This window comes from Nocardioides sp. T5, assembly GCF_048161455.1.
Classification (GTDB): domain Bacteria; phylum Actinomycetota; class Actinomycetes; order Propionibacteriales; family Nocardioidaceae; genus Nocardioides.
Genome location: NZ_CP182415.1, coordinates 1,449,025 through 1,463,327, shown reverse-complemented (window position 1 = coordinate 1,463,327; position 14,303 = coordinate 1,449,025). Strand labels below are relative to the sequence as shown.

14 protein-coding genes are annotated in these 14,303 nt (G+C 72.4%); 6 read left to right on the top strand and 8 right to left on the bottom strand.

Annotated features, from left to right (window positions below; all coding sequences use genetic code 11):
* Nucleotides 1-96: 96 nt before the first annotated feature.
* Both ACNKF0_RS07140 and ACNKF0_RS07135 read right to left on the bottom strand, forming a co-directional pair.
* On the bottom strand, nt 97-585 hold the full coding sequence (locus ACNKF0_RS07140) for a hypothetical protein (protein ID WP_416956988.1): 489 nt from the start codon (nt 583-585) through the stop codon (nt 97-99).
* Nucleotides 579-1,319, bottom strand: coding sequence for a hypothetical protein (locus ACNKF0_RS07135; protein WP_416956986.1), 741 nt, complete (start codon nt 1,317-1,319; stop codon nt 579-581). Before ACNKF0_RS07135 ends, ACNKF0_RS07140 begins: the two co-directional genes overlap by 7 nt.
* Nucleotides 1,320-1,601: 282 nt before the next feature.
* Between ACNKF0_RS07135 and ACNKF0_RS07130 the strand changes: the two genes are divergently transcribed.
* Entirely contained in the window at nt 1,602-3,023 is a 1,422-nt protein-coding gene (locus ACNKF0_RS07130) for a choice-of-anchor P family protein (protein ID WP_416956984.1), read from the top strand.
* A 3-nt stretch (nt 3,024-3,026) separates the two neighbouring features.
* On the opposite strand, the gene ACNKF0_RS07125 is transcribed toward ACNKF0_RS07130, so the two are convergent.
* Complete coding sequence (locus ACNKF0_RS07125; RefSeq protein ID WP_416956982.1) at nt 3,027-3,923, bottom strand: LCP family protein; 897 nt, start codon at nt 3,921-3,923, stop codon at nt 3,027-3,029.
* Between the two features lie 11 nt (nt 3,924-3,934).
* Nucleotides 3,935-4,558 carry a hypothetical protein gene (locus ACNKF0_RS07120; RefSeq protein WP_416956979.1) on the bottom strand — a complete coding sequence of 208 codons (624 nt, stop codon included), beginning with the start codon at nt 4,556-4,558 and terminating at the stop codon, nt 3,935-3,937.
* Nucleotides 4,559-4,806: 248 nt separating this feature from the next.
* On the opposite strand from ACNKF0_RS07120, the gene ACNKF0_RS07115 reads away from it, so the two are divergent.
* Genes ACNKF0_RS07115 through ACNKF0_RS07105 form a run of 3 tightly spaced genes read left to right on the top strand, consistent with a single transcriptional unit; the run spans nt 4,807 to nt 9,275 of the window.
* Nucleotides 4,807-8,535 (top strand): multifunctional oxoglutarate decarboxylase/oxoglutarate dehydrogenase thiamine pyrophosphate-binding subunit/dihydrolipoyllysine-residue succinyltransferase subunit, encoded by a 3,729-nt coding sequence (locus ACNKF0_RS07115; protein ID WP_416958442.1) that lies wholly within the window; start codon nt 4,807-4,809, stop codon nt 8,533-8,535.
* A gap of 21 nt (nt 8,536-8,556) precedes the next feature.
* Nucleotides 8,557-8,733 (top strand): DUF6104 family protein, encoded by a 177-nt coding sequence (locus ACNKF0_RS07110; protein ID WP_299927847.1) that lies wholly within the window; start codon nt 8,557-8,559, stop codon nt 8,731-8,733.
* Nucleotides 8,734-8,750: 17 nt separating this feature from the next.
* On the top strand, nt 8,751-9,275 hold the full coding sequence (locus tag ACNKF0_RS07105; protein WP_416956977.1) for a nitroreductase family deazaflavin-dependent oxidoreductase: 525 nt from the start codon (nt 8,751-8,753) through the stop codon (nt 9,273-9,275).
* Nucleotides 9,276-9,286: 11 nt separating this feature from the next.
* Here ACNKF0_RS07105 and ACNKF0_RS07100 read toward each other — a convergent pair whose 3' ends face one another.
* Both ACNKF0_RS07100 and ACNKF0_RS07095 read right to left on the bottom strand, forming a co-directional pair.
* A complete protein-coding gene (locus ACNKF0_RS07100) occupies nt 9,287-9,988 on the bottom strand; it encodes an SDR family oxidoreductase (protein WP_416956975.1) in 702 nt (233 codons plus the stop codon).
* Nucleotides 9,985-10,953 carry a zinc-binding dehydrogenase gene (locus tag ACNKF0_RS07095; RefSeq protein WP_416956973.1) on the bottom strand — a complete coding sequence of 323 codons (969 nt, stop codon included), beginning with the start codon at nt 10,951-10,953 and terminating at the stop codon, nt 9,985-9,987. The genes ACNKF0_RS07100 and ACNKF0_RS07095 overlap by 4 nt, the downstream gene beginning before the upstream one ends.
* 129 nt (nt 10,954-11,082) lie before the next feature.
* On the opposite strand from ACNKF0_RS07095, the gene ACNKF0_RS07090 reads away from it, so the two are divergent.
* A complete protein-coding gene (locus tag ACNKF0_RS07090; protein ID WP_416956971.1) occupies nt 11,083-11,547 on the top strand; it encodes an SRPBCC family protein in 465 nt (154 codons plus the stop codon).
* Here ACNKF0_RS07090 and ACNKF0_RS07085 read toward each other — a convergent pair.
* Nucleotides 11,544-11,927, bottom strand: coding sequence for a hypothetical protein (locus ACNKF0_RS07085; RefSeq protein ID WP_416956969.1), 384 nt, complete (start codon nt 11,925-11,927; stop codon nt 11,544-11,546). The two genes, ACNKF0_RS07090 and ACNKF0_RS07085, sit on opposite strands and share 4 nt — an antisense overlap.
* Before the next feature lie 147 nt (nt 11,928-12,074).
* Between ACNKF0_RS07085 and ACNKF0_RS07080 the strand changes: the two genes are divergently transcribed.
* The gene (locus ACNKF0_RS07080; protein ID WP_416956967.1) at nt 12,075-13,319 is read left to right on the top strand and encodes a GNAT family N-acetyltransferase; all 1,245 of its coding nucleotides are present in this window, start codon (nt 12,075-12,077) and stop codon (nt 13,317-13,319) included.
* A gap of 28 nt (nt 13,320-13,347) precedes the next feature.
* Here ACNKF0_RS07080 and ACNKF0_RS07075 read toward each other — a convergent pair whose 3' ends face one another.
* Nucleotides 13,348-14,271: a DUF6910 family protein gene (locus tag ACNKF0_RS07075; protein WP_416956965.1), complete on the bottom strand. Its 924-nt coding sequence runs from the start codon at nt 14,269-14,271 to the stop codon at nt 13,348-13,350.
* Nucleotides 14,272-14,303: the final 32 nt, after the last annotated feature.

Sequence of the window (14,303 nt, the reverse complement as noted above, 5' to 3'; positions counted from 1 at the left end):
AAGGAGGTGTGCGACGGGGAGCCGCGCCGGCCGGACCGGCCCCGGGCGGGACCGGCGTCCGCCCAGCATTCCCCGTTCGACGCTGAGCATGGCCGGTCAGCAGCGCAGTGACGACTCGGTGGCCGGCACCGGCGGCGACTGGGCGCGCGCGGGTGCCGTCGTCGTGGCGACCAGCGCCACCGAGCGCCCCCGGGGTACCGGGACCGACGAGCTGGCGTAGACGCTGGTCCACCCGGGCTGCGCGGTCACGCTGACCGGGGCCGACCAGGTCACGCTGCCGTTGCACGACGTCGCCGTGCCCACCCGCCAGGTCACGACCTGCGCGGAAGTGGCCGGGCGGAAGCGGGTCGTCACGGTGACGGCGCACAGCGCGCCCGGGGTGCAGGCACCTGCCCGCCGCAGCTCGACGCCGGTGACGACACCGGCCTGCCGCGGCGCGAGTGTCTCGACACGGGCGCGAGGTCGGGACGACGCTTGCTGTGCGGACTTCGGCGTCGTTCCGGGGAACGCCTTCCCTGACGGGGCAGCGGTCGCGGGGCCGCCGCCGGAGCCGGCGCTCGCGTCGTCGGCGCGACGGGTCAGCACGTAGCCACTGCCCGCCACCGCCACGACCAGGAGCAGGACGGCGAGCACCGCCCGGCGGGCCGGTGCGCGGCGATGGCCCAGCGCCGGCCCTCGCGACCGTGGTCGGCGCCGGGAGCCCGACCGGGCTGCACCACACCCGCCCCGGCCGCGACACGCGGCTGCGCCGTGGTGCTCGCCGCCACGTGGACGTACGCGTCGACGAGGTGGGCCAGCTGCACAACCAGGCGCTCGGACGCGTCTGCGCCGAGGGTCTCGACCAGCGCCCGTCGGAGACTGCCGGCCCGCGCGCCCGGTTCGGCACCGGTCTCGGCGGCCGCCTCCTCGAGCCGGCGAAGCAGCGCCAGCTGCCCCGCGGCCGGATGGGCCGGCAGCCGACGCGCGCTGCGGACGAGCTGTCCGAGCAGCTCGGGGACGGCGGCCCCGGAACGCGGCCCGGCGGGCGTGGCCTCCACACCTCCGGAGGCGGTGAGGGCGACCTCCCAACCGTCGTCCCGACGGTCGTCGTGGGGCAGTGCCCCGTCGACCGGGCGCGGCAGGTCAGTGGACTCCAGCAGACGACACGCCACGAAGGTGGCCTCAGCGGGGCTGAGCGTGGCCATGGTCAGCAACCGGTCGAGCGGCACGCGTCCGGCGCCGACGGCCGAGCCCGGTGGCCCGGCGGGGCGCTCCTCCACCACCTCCGACGCAGGTGGACCGGCCTCCGGGGCGCGGGGTGTGGAGACTTCCTGGACCATCGGATCCCCCGTTCTGCACACCGAGACGTGCGGTGCCTCGTGCGACCGCGCGCCGCGTGATGAGTCTCAGTATCGGGAGACGCAGGGGCCCGTCACAGGGTCCTTGGACCTGATCCCGGATAGGTCCGGCCCGGGGCTCGTCACGGAGCCTCCGCGGGCGCCCGTCCCCTCCCTTGGTGACGGCCGTCACCAATCCGCTTCCCCGTCGTTGAGCGGGCGAGGGAGCTACCGGGCGGTCACTCGGACGGTCGGGCGTCGCTCCCGCAGACCCTGGGAGGGGACATGCAGAAGACCCAGCGACGGCTCGTCGCCGCCGTCAGCCTCGGCCTGAGCGCCGCGCTCGCGCTGTCCACCGGTGCCGCACCGGCGCAGGCGGGGGCCGGTGCCCGCGTCGCGCAGGCGGACCAGATCACCGGCTTCGGCTACCGCGGCGACGTCTACGGCGTGAAGCTGGTGACCGACAGCGTCGAGGCGCTCGACCTCAAGGACGCCCACGCGCAGCAGCTGTGCACCCGGTCGGCCGGCAAGGTCGTCGAGCAGCAGAGCGCCGTGTCGGTCCCGGACAACCCGCTGATCCGCGTCTCGGCGAGCACCAGCCGCACCGAGACGTACGTCGACGGCGAGACGCACGGCGTCCGTGGCACCAACACCATCGGCGACATCAGCGTCGGCGGCACCGTCGGCCCGCTGACCACGCCCCGCCTGGTGATCAAGGGCCTGCGGACGACCGCCCACGCCTTCCACACGCCGCGGGGCTACGGCCACGACGAGGGGTTCACCTTCGCCAGCATCTCCCTCGAGCTGCTCGAGAACACCGTGGTCGAGCAGCTGCCGCCCGAGCTCCAGCAGCTCCTCGCCCCGCTGGACCAGGTCACCGACACCGTCTTCACCGGCACGCAGCAGACCGCCCAGCAGGTCTTCCAGGTGCTCAGCGACGTGACCGGGCCGATCGTCATCCCCGGGCTCGGCACCATCGCGCTCGGCTACGAGAACGGTCGGGCCAACAGCCACAACGCCCAGTCCCAGGCCTCTGCCCTGCGGATCGAGGTCACGGCCGGCGAGCGCCGCCAGCTCGTCGAGCTCGGCACCGCGCGCGTCCGGATGGGCGGCCCGGCCCCGGTCGGCGTGTTCCGCTCCGGCGGCACCGCGATGGACTACCAGGCGCTGCAGGGCGCCCTGCGGTTCGGCAACGTCCAGCACAAGGCACTCCCCTGCCAGGGCACCCGCGGCCGGACGCAGACCTACCAGGTCCCCCACGCCACCCAGCTCGTCCCCGTGCCGGTGCAGCTCGACGGCGTGACCTACCAGGTCAACGGCGACCAGTTCCGCGCGAAGGCCGGCAAGAAGCGGGGCAAGGTCGCCAAGGGCTGGTCGCGCACGGCCATCCGCACGGTCACCATCCCCACGGCGCAGCTGGTGATCACCGACGTGAGCTCACGGGCGGCGATGCGCCAGAGGGCCGGCAAGCGGGTCGGCTCCAAGGTGTCGACCGGCGTCGGCTCGATCACCGTCGCCGGGCAGCCGGTCGCGGTCCCGGCGCCCGGTGAGGTCGTCGAGCTGCCGAACGGCGTCGGCGAGATCCAGCGCCAGCTCGTCGACACCGGCTACCGCGGCTCCCAGGTCATCGGGCTGCGGATCAAGCTCTACTCCGACGCCGTCGTGATCGACCTGGCCCGCACCGCGGGACGGATCTACGGCTCCTGACCGTCAGCAGCCGCGCAGCGTGGCGTCCTGCCGGGCCTCGCGCCCCAGGCGCCGCGCCTGCGCCACGTCGGGGAAGACCACGCTGGCGGCGCCCACGAACCCGATCCGCCCCCGCACGACGCACGTGGTGATCCTGCGCGGGTCGACCTGCGCGACGGCCTGGGCGATCTCGAACAGCTCGGCCGGCGAGGCGTTGGTGTCGGTGTGCGCCATCACCGTCATGACGCCGCGCTCGATGAAGCCGGGCACGTCGGCCTGCGCCCGGATGCGGGCGTGGATGCCGCGCAGGGTGCGCTGCTGGTTGGCCGAGCGGTCGAAGTCCCCGCCCGGCAGGTCGTAGCGGATCCGCGAGAACGCCATCGCGTCGTAGCCGCCGAGACGGATGCGGCCGCGAGCGAAGCCCTCCTTCTTGAGGTTGGGGTCGGTGAAGCGGCGCGGGTTGGTGACGGTGATGCCGCCGATGTCGTCGACCATGTCCTCGAAGAACGGGAACCGGGTGACCACCACGTAGTCGGGCTCGATGCCGACCAGGTTGCGCATCGCGCCGGCCATCCCGCGGGGCCCGGCGAAGTAGAGGGCGGAGTTGATCTTCTCCCGCCCGTGGCCGGGGATGGCGACCCACGAGTCACGGGGCACGCCGATCGCGGTGGCCGCGCCGGTGCGGGTGTTGATGCCCACCAGCTGCAGGGCGTCGCCCCGCGCCCGGGTCATGGCCTGGCCCGGGCGGGCGTCCGAGCCCACGCCGAGGATCCAGACGACGTCCTCGCCGCCGGTGGCGACGCCCTGGGCGTGCCGGATCCGCACCAGGCTGACCTCGGTCTGCTGGACCGCCGAGGTGGGTACGACGAACGCGGTGACGGCCAGCACCGCCACGAGGGCGACCGTCCGCGCGAGCCTCATGGTCCGTCCCATCACCGGGCTCCCTTCGCGACGTCGTACCCGAAGACGCGCCACGCGCCTCGCTTGCGGGTGAGGAAGAGCCGTCCCCGCACGGTGGTGGTGCCGGCCCTGCTGCCCGTGGTGTCGAACGCGAGGACGAACTGCGCGGTCACTGCTCGCGCCTGCCGGCCGGCGGCGAGGATGTCGAGGGTGACCGCGCGCTTGCGGGCGGTCACCGAGTCGATGCGCGGACCGGCGACCTGGTTGGTCAGCAGGGCCTTGTCCGCGCGGGCGCGCTCCTCGGCGGCGTCGGTGAAGCCGGGGAACGCGGAGGGGAAGCTGCTGCGGGGGTAGGAGCCGCCGAGGTAGGCCGCCTCCCACCACCGGTCGACGACGGCCCCGACCTGCGTACGCACGGCCTTGCGACGCGCGACGGGGAGACGGCCGTGGACGCGGTGGATGCCGACCTTCGTCGGCTCCGGGTGGGAGGCCAGGGACGCCCGCGAGTCGGACCGGCTCAGCCGCTCCGGCGCCGCCGACGGCTCGGAGGTGGACTGGCAGGCGGAGGCGAACGGGACGAGCAGGACGAGCGCGAGCCCCACGACGCGGCGAGCGCGGTGGGCGTGGTGGACGCGGCCTGGTGAGGGGCGGGGCATGGAGAGCTCCAGGCGGATCGAGCGGACGACGTGGGGGTGTGGTCGACACCATGCCTCACCAGCCGAACCCGGCCCTGCATTTGCGTGCGTGTGCGACTAGCCTTGTCGTCGACTTGGTCAATCCTCGCGCGATCACATCTGGAAGAGGCGAAACAAGCGTGGCGCAGTCCCCGAACGGGCAGTCCGGCAACCAGTCCTCGGTTGCACCATCATCTGACCTGGGAGCCAACGAGTGGCTCGTGGAGGAGATGAAGGAGCAGTACGACAAGGATCCCGCGAGCGTGGGGCCGGAGTGGGCGTCCTACTTCGGGAACGGCAGCGCCTCCCCCGCCCCGTCCTCCCAGAAGACCCAGACGCAGAACAGCACCCAGACCCGGCCGCAGGCCCAGGCCCCGGCGAAGAGCTCGGCGCAGACCTCAGCTCCGGCCACCTCGCAGGCTCCGGCCAAGGCACCCGCGAAGGCGCCGGCGAAGCCCGCCGAGCAGGCCAAGCCCGCGACCGCCACGTCGCGTCCCAAGGCTGCCGCCGACGAGCCGGCCAAGGGCTCCAGCACCCCGGTCGCCAAGGACCCCAAGCCCGCCGCGCCCTCCCCCGCCGACGACGAGCCGACCTACACCGTGCTGCGTGGCGCCCCGGCGCGCACCGCGGCCAACATGGACGCGTCGCTGTCGGTCCCGACCGCCACGTCGGTGCGCTCGGTCCCCGTCAAGCTGCTGTGGGACAACCGCACGGTCATCAACAACCACCTCGCCCGCGCCCGCGGCGGCAAGGTGTCGTTCACCCACATCATCGGCTACGCCCTCGTGAAGGCGCTGCGCGCGATGCCCGAGATGAACGTCGGCTACGAGCTCCGTGACGGCAAGCCCAACCTGATCACGCCGGCCCACATCAACCTCGGCCTCGCGATCGACATGCAGAAGCCCGACGGCACTCGCCAGCTCCTCGTGCCCAACATCAAGGGCGCCGAGGCGATGGACTTCGCCGCCTTCTGGACCGCCTACGAGGAGATGGTGCGCAAGGCCCGCGACGGCAAGCTCACCGTCGCCGACTTCCAGGGCACCACGATGTCCCTGACCAACCCCGGAGGCATCGGCACCGTCCACTCGGTGCCGCGGCTGATGGCCGGGCAGGGCGCGATCATCGGTGTCGGCGCGATGGAGTACCCGCCGGAGTGGCAGGGCGCCTCCGACGAGGCGATCAACCGCAACGCCATCAGCAAGACGATGACGCTGACCTCGACCTACGACCACCGCGTCATCCAGGGTGCGCAGTCGGGTGAGTTCCTCAAGCGTGTGCACGGCCTGCTGCTCGGCGAGAACGGCTTCTTCGACGAGATCTTCCGCTCGCTGCGGATCCCCTACGAGCCGATCCGCTGGTCCCGCGACGTGGTCGCCACCCACGACGACGACATCGTCAAGCAGGCGCGGATCCTCGAGCTGATCCACGCCTACCGGGTCCGCGGCCACCTCATGGCCGACACCGACCCGCTGGAGTACCGCCAGCGCAGCCACCCCGACCTGGAGATCGAGTCGCACGGCCTCACGCTGTGGGACCTCGACCGCGAGTTCGCGACCGGGTCGTTCGGCGGCGAGGGCCGGCGCTTCATGAAGCTGCGCAACATCCTCGGCATCCTGCGCGACTCCTACTGCCGCACCACCGGCATCGAGTACATGCACATCATGGACCCCGAGCAGCGCAAGTGGATCCAGGAGCGCGTCGAGCAGCCGCACGTGAAGCCGCCCCGGGAGGAGCAGCTCCGGATCCTGCTCAAGCTCAACCAGGCCGAGGCCTTCGAGACGTTCCTGCAGACGAAGTTCGTGGGGCAGAAGCGCTTCAGCCTCGAGGGTGGCGAGACCACCATCCCGCTCGTCGACGAGATCTGCGAGGCCGCCGCCGAGACCGGCCTCGACGAGGTCACCATCGGCATGGCCCACCGCGGCCGGCTCAACATGCTCGCCAACATCGTCGGCAAGAAGTACAGCCAGATCTTCCGCGAGTTCGAGGGCAACATCGACCCGCGTACGGTCCAGGGCTCCGGCGACGTGAAGTACCACCTCGGCGCCGAGGGCGAGTTCCTCGCCGGCTCGGGCGACAAGATCAAGGTGTCCGTCGCCGCCAACCCCTCGCACCTCGAGGCGGTCAACCCGGTGCTCGAGGGCATCGCCCGCGCCAAGCAGGACCTCCTCGACCAGGGCGAGAAGTTCCCGGTCCTGCCGCTGCTGGTGCACGGCGACGCCGCCTTCGCCGGCCAGGGCGTCGTGGCCGAGACGCTCAACCTCTCGCAGCTGCGCGGCTACCGCACCGGCGGCACCGTGCACGTCGTGATCAACAACCAGGTCGGGTTCACCACCGCGCCTGGCTCCTCGCGCTCGTCCCTCTACGCCACCGACGTGGCGCGGATGGTGCAGGCGCCGATCTTCCACGTCAACGGCGACGACCCGGAGGCGTGCATCCGCGTCGCCCGGCTCGCCTTCGACTACCGCCAGGCGTTCAACAAGGACGTCGTCATCGACCTCGTGTGCTACCGCCGCCGCGGTCACAACGAGGGCGACGACCCGTCCTACACCCAGCCGCTGATGTACGACCTCATCGAGCAGAAGCGGTCGGTGCGCAAGCTCTACACCGAGTCGCTCATCGGTCGTGGTGACATCACCATCGACGAGGCCGAGCAGGTCCTCAAGGACTACCAGCAGCAGCTCGAGCGGGTGTTCACCGAGGTGCGCGAGGCGAGCTCGGAGGCGCCCACCGAGTGGAAGACGGTCCCGGACTACCCGGACAAGCCGGCCGGCGAGTTCTCCACGGCCGTCACGCCCGAGGTGCTCAAGCGGATCGCGGACAGCTACGTCACCCCGCCGGAGAACTTCACCGTCCACCCCAAGGTGATGCCGCAGCTGCAGCGCCGCTCCGCCGCGATCACCGACGGCCCGATCGACTGGGGCACCGGTGAGATCCTCGCCTTCGGCTCCCTGCTGATGGACGGTCGCCCGGTGCGCCTGGCCGGCCAGGACTCGCGCCGCGGCACGTTCGTCTCGCGGTTCGCCACGATCATCGACCGGGTCAACGCCGACGAGTGGACGCCGCTGACCAACCTCACCCAGGACCAGGCGAAGTTCCACGTCTACGACTCGCTGCTCTCCGAGTACGCCGCCCTCGGGTTCGAGTACGGCTACTCCGTCGCGCGACCCGAGGCGCTGGTGCTGTGGGAGGCGCAGTTCGGTGACTTCGTCAACGGTGCGCAGACCGTCATCGACGAGTTCATCTCCGCCGGTGAGACGAAGTGGCGCCAGCAGTCGGGCGTCGTCCTGCTGCTCCCCCACGGCTACGAGGGCCAGGGCCCCGACCACTCGTCGGCGCGCATCGAGCGCTTCCTGACGATGTGTGCCGAGGACGCCATGGTCGTCGCGCAGCCCTCGACGCCGGCGTCGTACTTCCACCTGCTCCGTCGCCACTCGCTGGGTGAGGAGCACCGGCCGCTGATCGTCTTCACCCCCAAGTCGATGCTCAAGCGCAAGGAGGCGGCGTCGCAGCCGGCCGACTTCGTCGGCGACACCACCTTCCGGGCGTTCATCGGCGACGAGACCGCGGACCGCGACAAGGTGGAGACCCTCATCATGTGCTCGGGCCGGGTGACGTGGGACCTCATGGTCGAGCGGTCCAAGCGCGACAACGGCGACGCGTTCGCCATCGGCCGGATCGAGCGGCTCTACCCGAACCCGGTCGAGGAGATCAGGGCCGAGATCGCCACGTACCCGAACCTCAAGGCGATCCGCTGGGTGCAGGACGAGCCGCGCAACATGGGCCCGTGGCCGCACTACCAGCTCAACGTGTGGCCGGAGCTCGACCTCACCGTCGAGCCGATCACGCGTCCTGCGTCGGCGTCGCCGTCGGTGGGCACGGTGAAGCGCCACGTCGAGGAGCAGAAGACGCTGCTCGACGCGGCCTTCGAGTCCCCCCGCGCCGCCGGCCACGACTACTGAGCCGGGGCCGGAGGAGCAGCGGTGTACTTCACCGATCGCGGGATCGAGGAGCTCGAGCGGCGCCGGGGTGACGAGGAGGTCACCCTGGCGTGGCTCGCCGAGCAGCTGCAGGCCTTTGTCGACGCGCACCCCGACTTCGAGGTGCCGATCGAGCGGCTGGCCACCTGGCTGGCCCGTCTCGACGACCCCGACGACTAGGCACGAGGGGGTCTGAGGTGCCGCGCGACCTGGCCGTGGACCTCGGCTACACGCACGCGTCGGGCAACCCCGTGCACCGCGTGGTCCGCTGGGGCGCCGGCACCCGCGCGGGCGGCTGGGTGTTCTCCCACGTGCTGAGGCGCATCGACGACGTCGTGGGTCGCCTCACGAAGGGGCGCCGCAGCGCCCCGGGCCTGCTCGCCGGCCTCGAGGTCCTCGACGTCACGACGACCGGGCGCCGGTCCGGACAGCGCCGGACGAGCCACCTCATCGCGACGCCGTACGCCGGCGGGCTCGCGCTGCTCGGCACCAACTTCGGCCAGGCCGCGACGCCGGCGTGGGCGCTCAACCTCGAGGCCGACCCGCGAGCGACCCTCACCTACCGCGGCGCCTCGCGGGAGGTGGTCGCGCGGCCCGCGACGCCCGCCGAGGCGGACGAGGTCTTCGGGCTCGCTGCCCGGTTCTACCCCGGCTACGCCCGCTACCGGCAGCGCGTGGGGCAGAGCCGGCGGATCCGGGTGTTCGTGCTCGAGCCGGTCTGACCGGTCGTGGGTCAGGTGCCCGGACGCGGGACGACGGGACGGACCGTCACGTCGGGGATGGTGGCGTCGGCGGGAAGGTCGATGACGTGCAGGATCGTGTCGACGACCGTCTCCGGGCTGATCCAGCGTGAGGCGTCGTAGGTCCGGCCCTCCTGCTCGTGCACCTTCTCCTGCATCGGGGTGGCGGTGCGGCTGGGGTAGACCGTGCTGACCCGCACGCCGTGCTCGACCTCCTCGGCCCGCAGCGCGTCGGCGAAGGCACGCAGGCCGAACTTCGAGGCGGCGTACGCCGACCACTCGGCGCCGGCACTCAACCCGGCCGAGGAGTTGACGAAGACGACGGTGCCGAGGGCGCTGCGCACGTGGGGCAGGAGCTCGCGCGTCAGCACCGCGGGCGCGGTGAGGTTGACCGTGATCTGCTCCTCCCACTCCGCGAGCCGCAGCCGCTCCACCGGCGCCAGCTCCACGACGCCGGCCACGTGCACGACGGAGTCGACGGGACCGTCGACCTGCCGGCCGACGCCGTTGAGCGTGCCCGGGTCGGCGAGGTCGGCCACGAGGAGCTGCGCGTGCGGGAAGGTCTCGGCCAGCTCCGCCGCGCGCGCGTCGCTGCGGGCGATCAGGACCAGCCGGTCTCCGCGCTCGGTGAGGCGTTGCGCCAGGGCGAGCCCGATGCCCGAGCCGGCTCCGGTGAGGACGTGCGTACGGCTCATCGGGTGAAGACGATCTTGCCGAAGACGTCGCCCTCCGCCATCGCGGCGAAGCCCTCGCGGGCCTGCTCCATCGGGATGGCCCGGTCGACGAGCGGCCGGGCGCCGGTCGCGTCGAGGAACTTCACCAGCAGGTCGAGCTCCTTGCGGGTGCCCATCGTCGAGCCGATGATCGAGAGCTGCTTGAAGAAGACGTGGGTCAGGCCCGCGTCGTCGACGTCGGGACCCGAGGTCGTGCCGCTGATGACGATGCGGCCGCCGGGGCGCAGCGAGCGGACCGAGTGGGTCCAGGTGGCCCGGCCGACGGTCTCCATCACCGCGTCGACCTTGACCGGCAGGCGCGCGCCCGACTCGAACACCTCGTGGGCCCCGAGCTCGCGGGCACGCTGGCGCTTGGCCTCGTCGCGGCTGGTGGCGAGGATCGTCAGGCCCGCCGCGCGGCCGAGCGTGATGAGCGCGGTGGCGACGCCGCCACCGGCACCCTGCACCAGCACCGTCTCGCCGGGCGTGCAGCCGCCCTGCACGAAGAGCATCCGGTAAGCCGTCAGCCATGCGGTGGGCAGGCACGCCGCCTCCTCGAAGGAGAGCGAGGCGGGCTTGGGGACCAGGTTGCGACGGGGCACGACCACCTGGTCGGCGAAGGTGCCCTGGTGGCGCTCGGAGAGCAGCGACCGGCCCGGGTCGTCGGCCTCGTCACCGGTCCACCGGGGGTCGCTGATGACGCCGTGGACGACGACCTCGTTGCCGTCCTCGTCGACGCCCGCGGCGTCACAGCCGAGGATCATCGGCAGCGACTCCTCCCGCAGGCCCACGCCTCGCAGCGACCACAGGTCGTGGTGGTTGAGGCTGGCGGCCTTCACCGTCACCGTCGTCCACCCGTCCGGCGCCTCGGGGGCGGGCCGCTCCCCCACCACCAGGCCGCTGAGCGGGTCGTCGGAGGAGAAGGACTCGGCGTAGACAGCGAACATGTCCCGACCCTAGCGAGTCGCGATGGTGGTCCGGTCGGGGGTTCGTGTCGGGCCGAACGACCCTGCCGTCACTGCGAGGTCGGCGTTCACGATGAGGTCAGTGGAACATCGTGGGGAGGACGCAGCCAGATGACGCGCATCGCGGGCCAGGTCGAGATCGACGCCCCGGTCGCGGCCGTGTTCGACATGGTCGCGGACGAGCGCAACGAGCCTCGGTACAACCCGCGGATCGCTCGGGCGCGGATGACGAGCCAGGGCCCCGTCGGCGCGGGCGCTCAGTTCGTCGCCGACCCCAGGAGCATGGGGTCACGGGGCGAGATGACGCTGACGATCCTCGACTACGACCGCCCACACCACCTGCACAACCTCGTGACGTCCTCGTACATGAACGTCGACGGCAACCTGACTTTCGAGGAGAGCGGCGGAGGAACGCTCCTCTCGTGGGACTGGGAGATGCACCTGGTCGGACGGTGGCGGGCCCTGTCGCCGGTGCTGCGGCTCGTCGGGCCGCGCTGGGAACGTCGCAACTGGGTGGGCCTCAAGCGCTTCATGGAGTCCGGCGGCCCGAGCGACGGGGACGAGGACCCTCGCTAGTCCAGGCGATCGGTCCACCCCGGTTGCCACAGCGCGACCACGAGAATGGCGACGTCGATCGCGACCCCCCACCCCAGCTGACGGTCCCAGAACACGACGAGCACCACGAGCGAGGCGACGGCGCCGACGACGGCCAGGCCCACCCACGTCGAGGCCAGGATCGGCACACCGCAAACGGCCAGCCCCAGGAGCGCGAAGGCGGCGACGACCACGGCGATGAGGGCGATCGCCACGGGCCGCCGTGCCTGCTCGGGGAGGAGCCACGACCGGTCGAGGCGAAAGGGCCAGGAGGCGTCCTTCGCGGAGACGAACCACATCAGGTGCACCAATCCGTGGGCGACGAGCAGGCCACCCACGACGATGCGCAGCACGATCCCCACGGGGCCTCCTCGCAGCAGGGCACCAGGTCTGCCCAGACGGTATCCCCGTGGCGACCGAGCCCGCGTCGACCCGTTCGGGGAAATGCTCGCCGTGCCGGGACGCGTTATCCGGTTGCGGGTCCTGGTGACGACCGATTGGCTGGCTGCGTGAGCATCGACGTACGTCCCTCGGAGGACCCCGCGAAGTACCTGGCCACCGACCAGCTCGTCTGGTTCGGCGAGGTCACCGACGCCGACGCCGAGCACCTGCGGCTCGGGCTGCCGGCGGACCAGCGGTTCGTGGTCGACCTGCCCGACGGGCCCGACGACCTGCACAGCGGGATCTACGGCGTACGCCCGATGGAGATGTCGCTGCCCGGCGGCTCCGTCGTGCCGATCGCCGGCCTCACCTGGGTCGGCGTGCACCCCGACGCGCGGCGCCGCGGCGTCCTCGCCGCGATGATGTCCGACCACCTCGCCCGCACCCGCGACGCCGGGACCGCCCTCTCGGCGCTCCACGCGAGCGAGGCGGCCATCTACGGGCGCTTCGGCTACGGGACCGCGGTCCTCACTCACCAGGTCGCCCTCGGCCGCGGCACCACGTTCACCGCCGCTCCCCACCTCGAGGCCGAGGCCGCCGCGACCACCACTCACCTGCTCGACATGGCCGCCCCCGGCGTGACCGAGCGGATGCGCGCCTGCCAGCTGGCCGCAGCGCCGGACTTCCCCGGCACGATCGTCGGCTCCCCGGACTTCTTCGCCCTCATGGCCCACGAGCCGCCGGAGCAGCTGCGCGACAAGGAGCGGCGCCGCATCCTCTTCGCCCGCCGCGACGGTCAGGACGTCGGGTTCACCGGCCTGCGGCGGGAGCACAAGTGGGAGAACGCGCGCCCGTCGGGCACCGTGGTCGTCGGCACCTTCTGCGGCGACCCCGCCGCGCGGCTCGCCCTCGCGCGCCGCGTCGTCGACCTCGACCTGATGGGCACGACCAAGCTGGAGAACGTCGGTCTCGACGACCCGCTCCTGGGCTGGATCGGCGGACCGCGGGGCACCGGCAGCCTCCAGACCTGGGACAGCACCTGGGTCCGCCTCGTCGACGTCGAGGCCGCCTGGCCGCTGCGCTCCTACGAGGCCGACTGCGACGTCGTCGTCGAGGTGTCCGACCGCTACGCCCCCTGGAACGCCGGTCGCTGGCGGCTCACGGCCTCCTCCGGTGCCGGCTCGGCCACGCGCACCGACGCCGAGGCCGACCTCGCCCTCGACGTGTCCGTCCTCGGCGCCGGCTACCTCGGCCACCCGATCGGCGGGCTGCTCCGCGCCGGGCTCGTGCAGGAGCACCGCCCGGGGTCGTACGCCGACCTCGCGCGGGCGATGCGCACGACCGTCGCGCCGGAGCCGTCGATCGGGTTCTGAGCGCGTCGGTGTCGCGCGTCGGCCCGCCTCAGAGGCGAACGCGGATGCGAGCCGTCCACGAGGCGGCGTCCGGGTCGTCGACGTCGGTGACGGCGAGGAGGGTCACCAGCCCCGCCTCGGCCTCCAGCACCGTGAGCCCCTCGACCTTGAGCACGCTCCCCTGGTGGCGGGGCAGTCGCACCACCGCGGCGACCAGGTCGCCACGGAGCAGCGCCAGGGCCGTCGCCGTCACGGGGCCGTCGTCGCGGGCGTCCGGGCTGTCCTCCGCCGCTGCGCTGGCGACGAGGTCACCGTTCGGCAGGTGGACGACGTCAGTGATCGCCAGACCGACGCCGTCCGCGGACCCGAGGTCGTAGCGACGAGGACGCGAGACCCTCAGGTCGGCTGCGCCCACCTCGCCACGCGCGCCCGCCACGGCTGCCGCCAGGTCCAGGTCGACGCTTCCTGACGGCAGACCTGCTGACGGCAGTCCGCGGTGGAACCACCGCAGGCTGTCCCCGACGACGCACGCACCCTCGAGGTTCAGCTCGTCGGGCTCGACGTCCAACGTGGCTGCGACCACCGCGTACACCCCGGTCATGTCCGCGACCACGACGTCCGGCTCGCCGTCGTCCCCGAGCCGCACCAGGCACCACCGCATCCGTCGCGAGGACGACCCGGATCCCATCAGGAGCACCGCCTCCACGCCGTCCACCGACACCCGGCACGCCGCCTCGAGGTCCGGCTTGAGGTGCTTGGTGCCGGACTCCTCGTCGAACTCCTCGTGCCCGTCCACGGGCGCGAGGAGGCGGACCCGGGTGACGCCACCGTCCGGGCGGGACCACGCCGCGTAGGTCGCGTCGTCCGAGACCACGAGGTGTCCGTCACCGAAGGCCACGACCGCCGAGGCCGCCCGCACCGGGGTCCCGTCGTCGAAGCGCAGGCGGTCCGTCTCCGCCACCTCGATCTCCATGTCCCGATGCTGCCAGACACGACGCCCGGCCG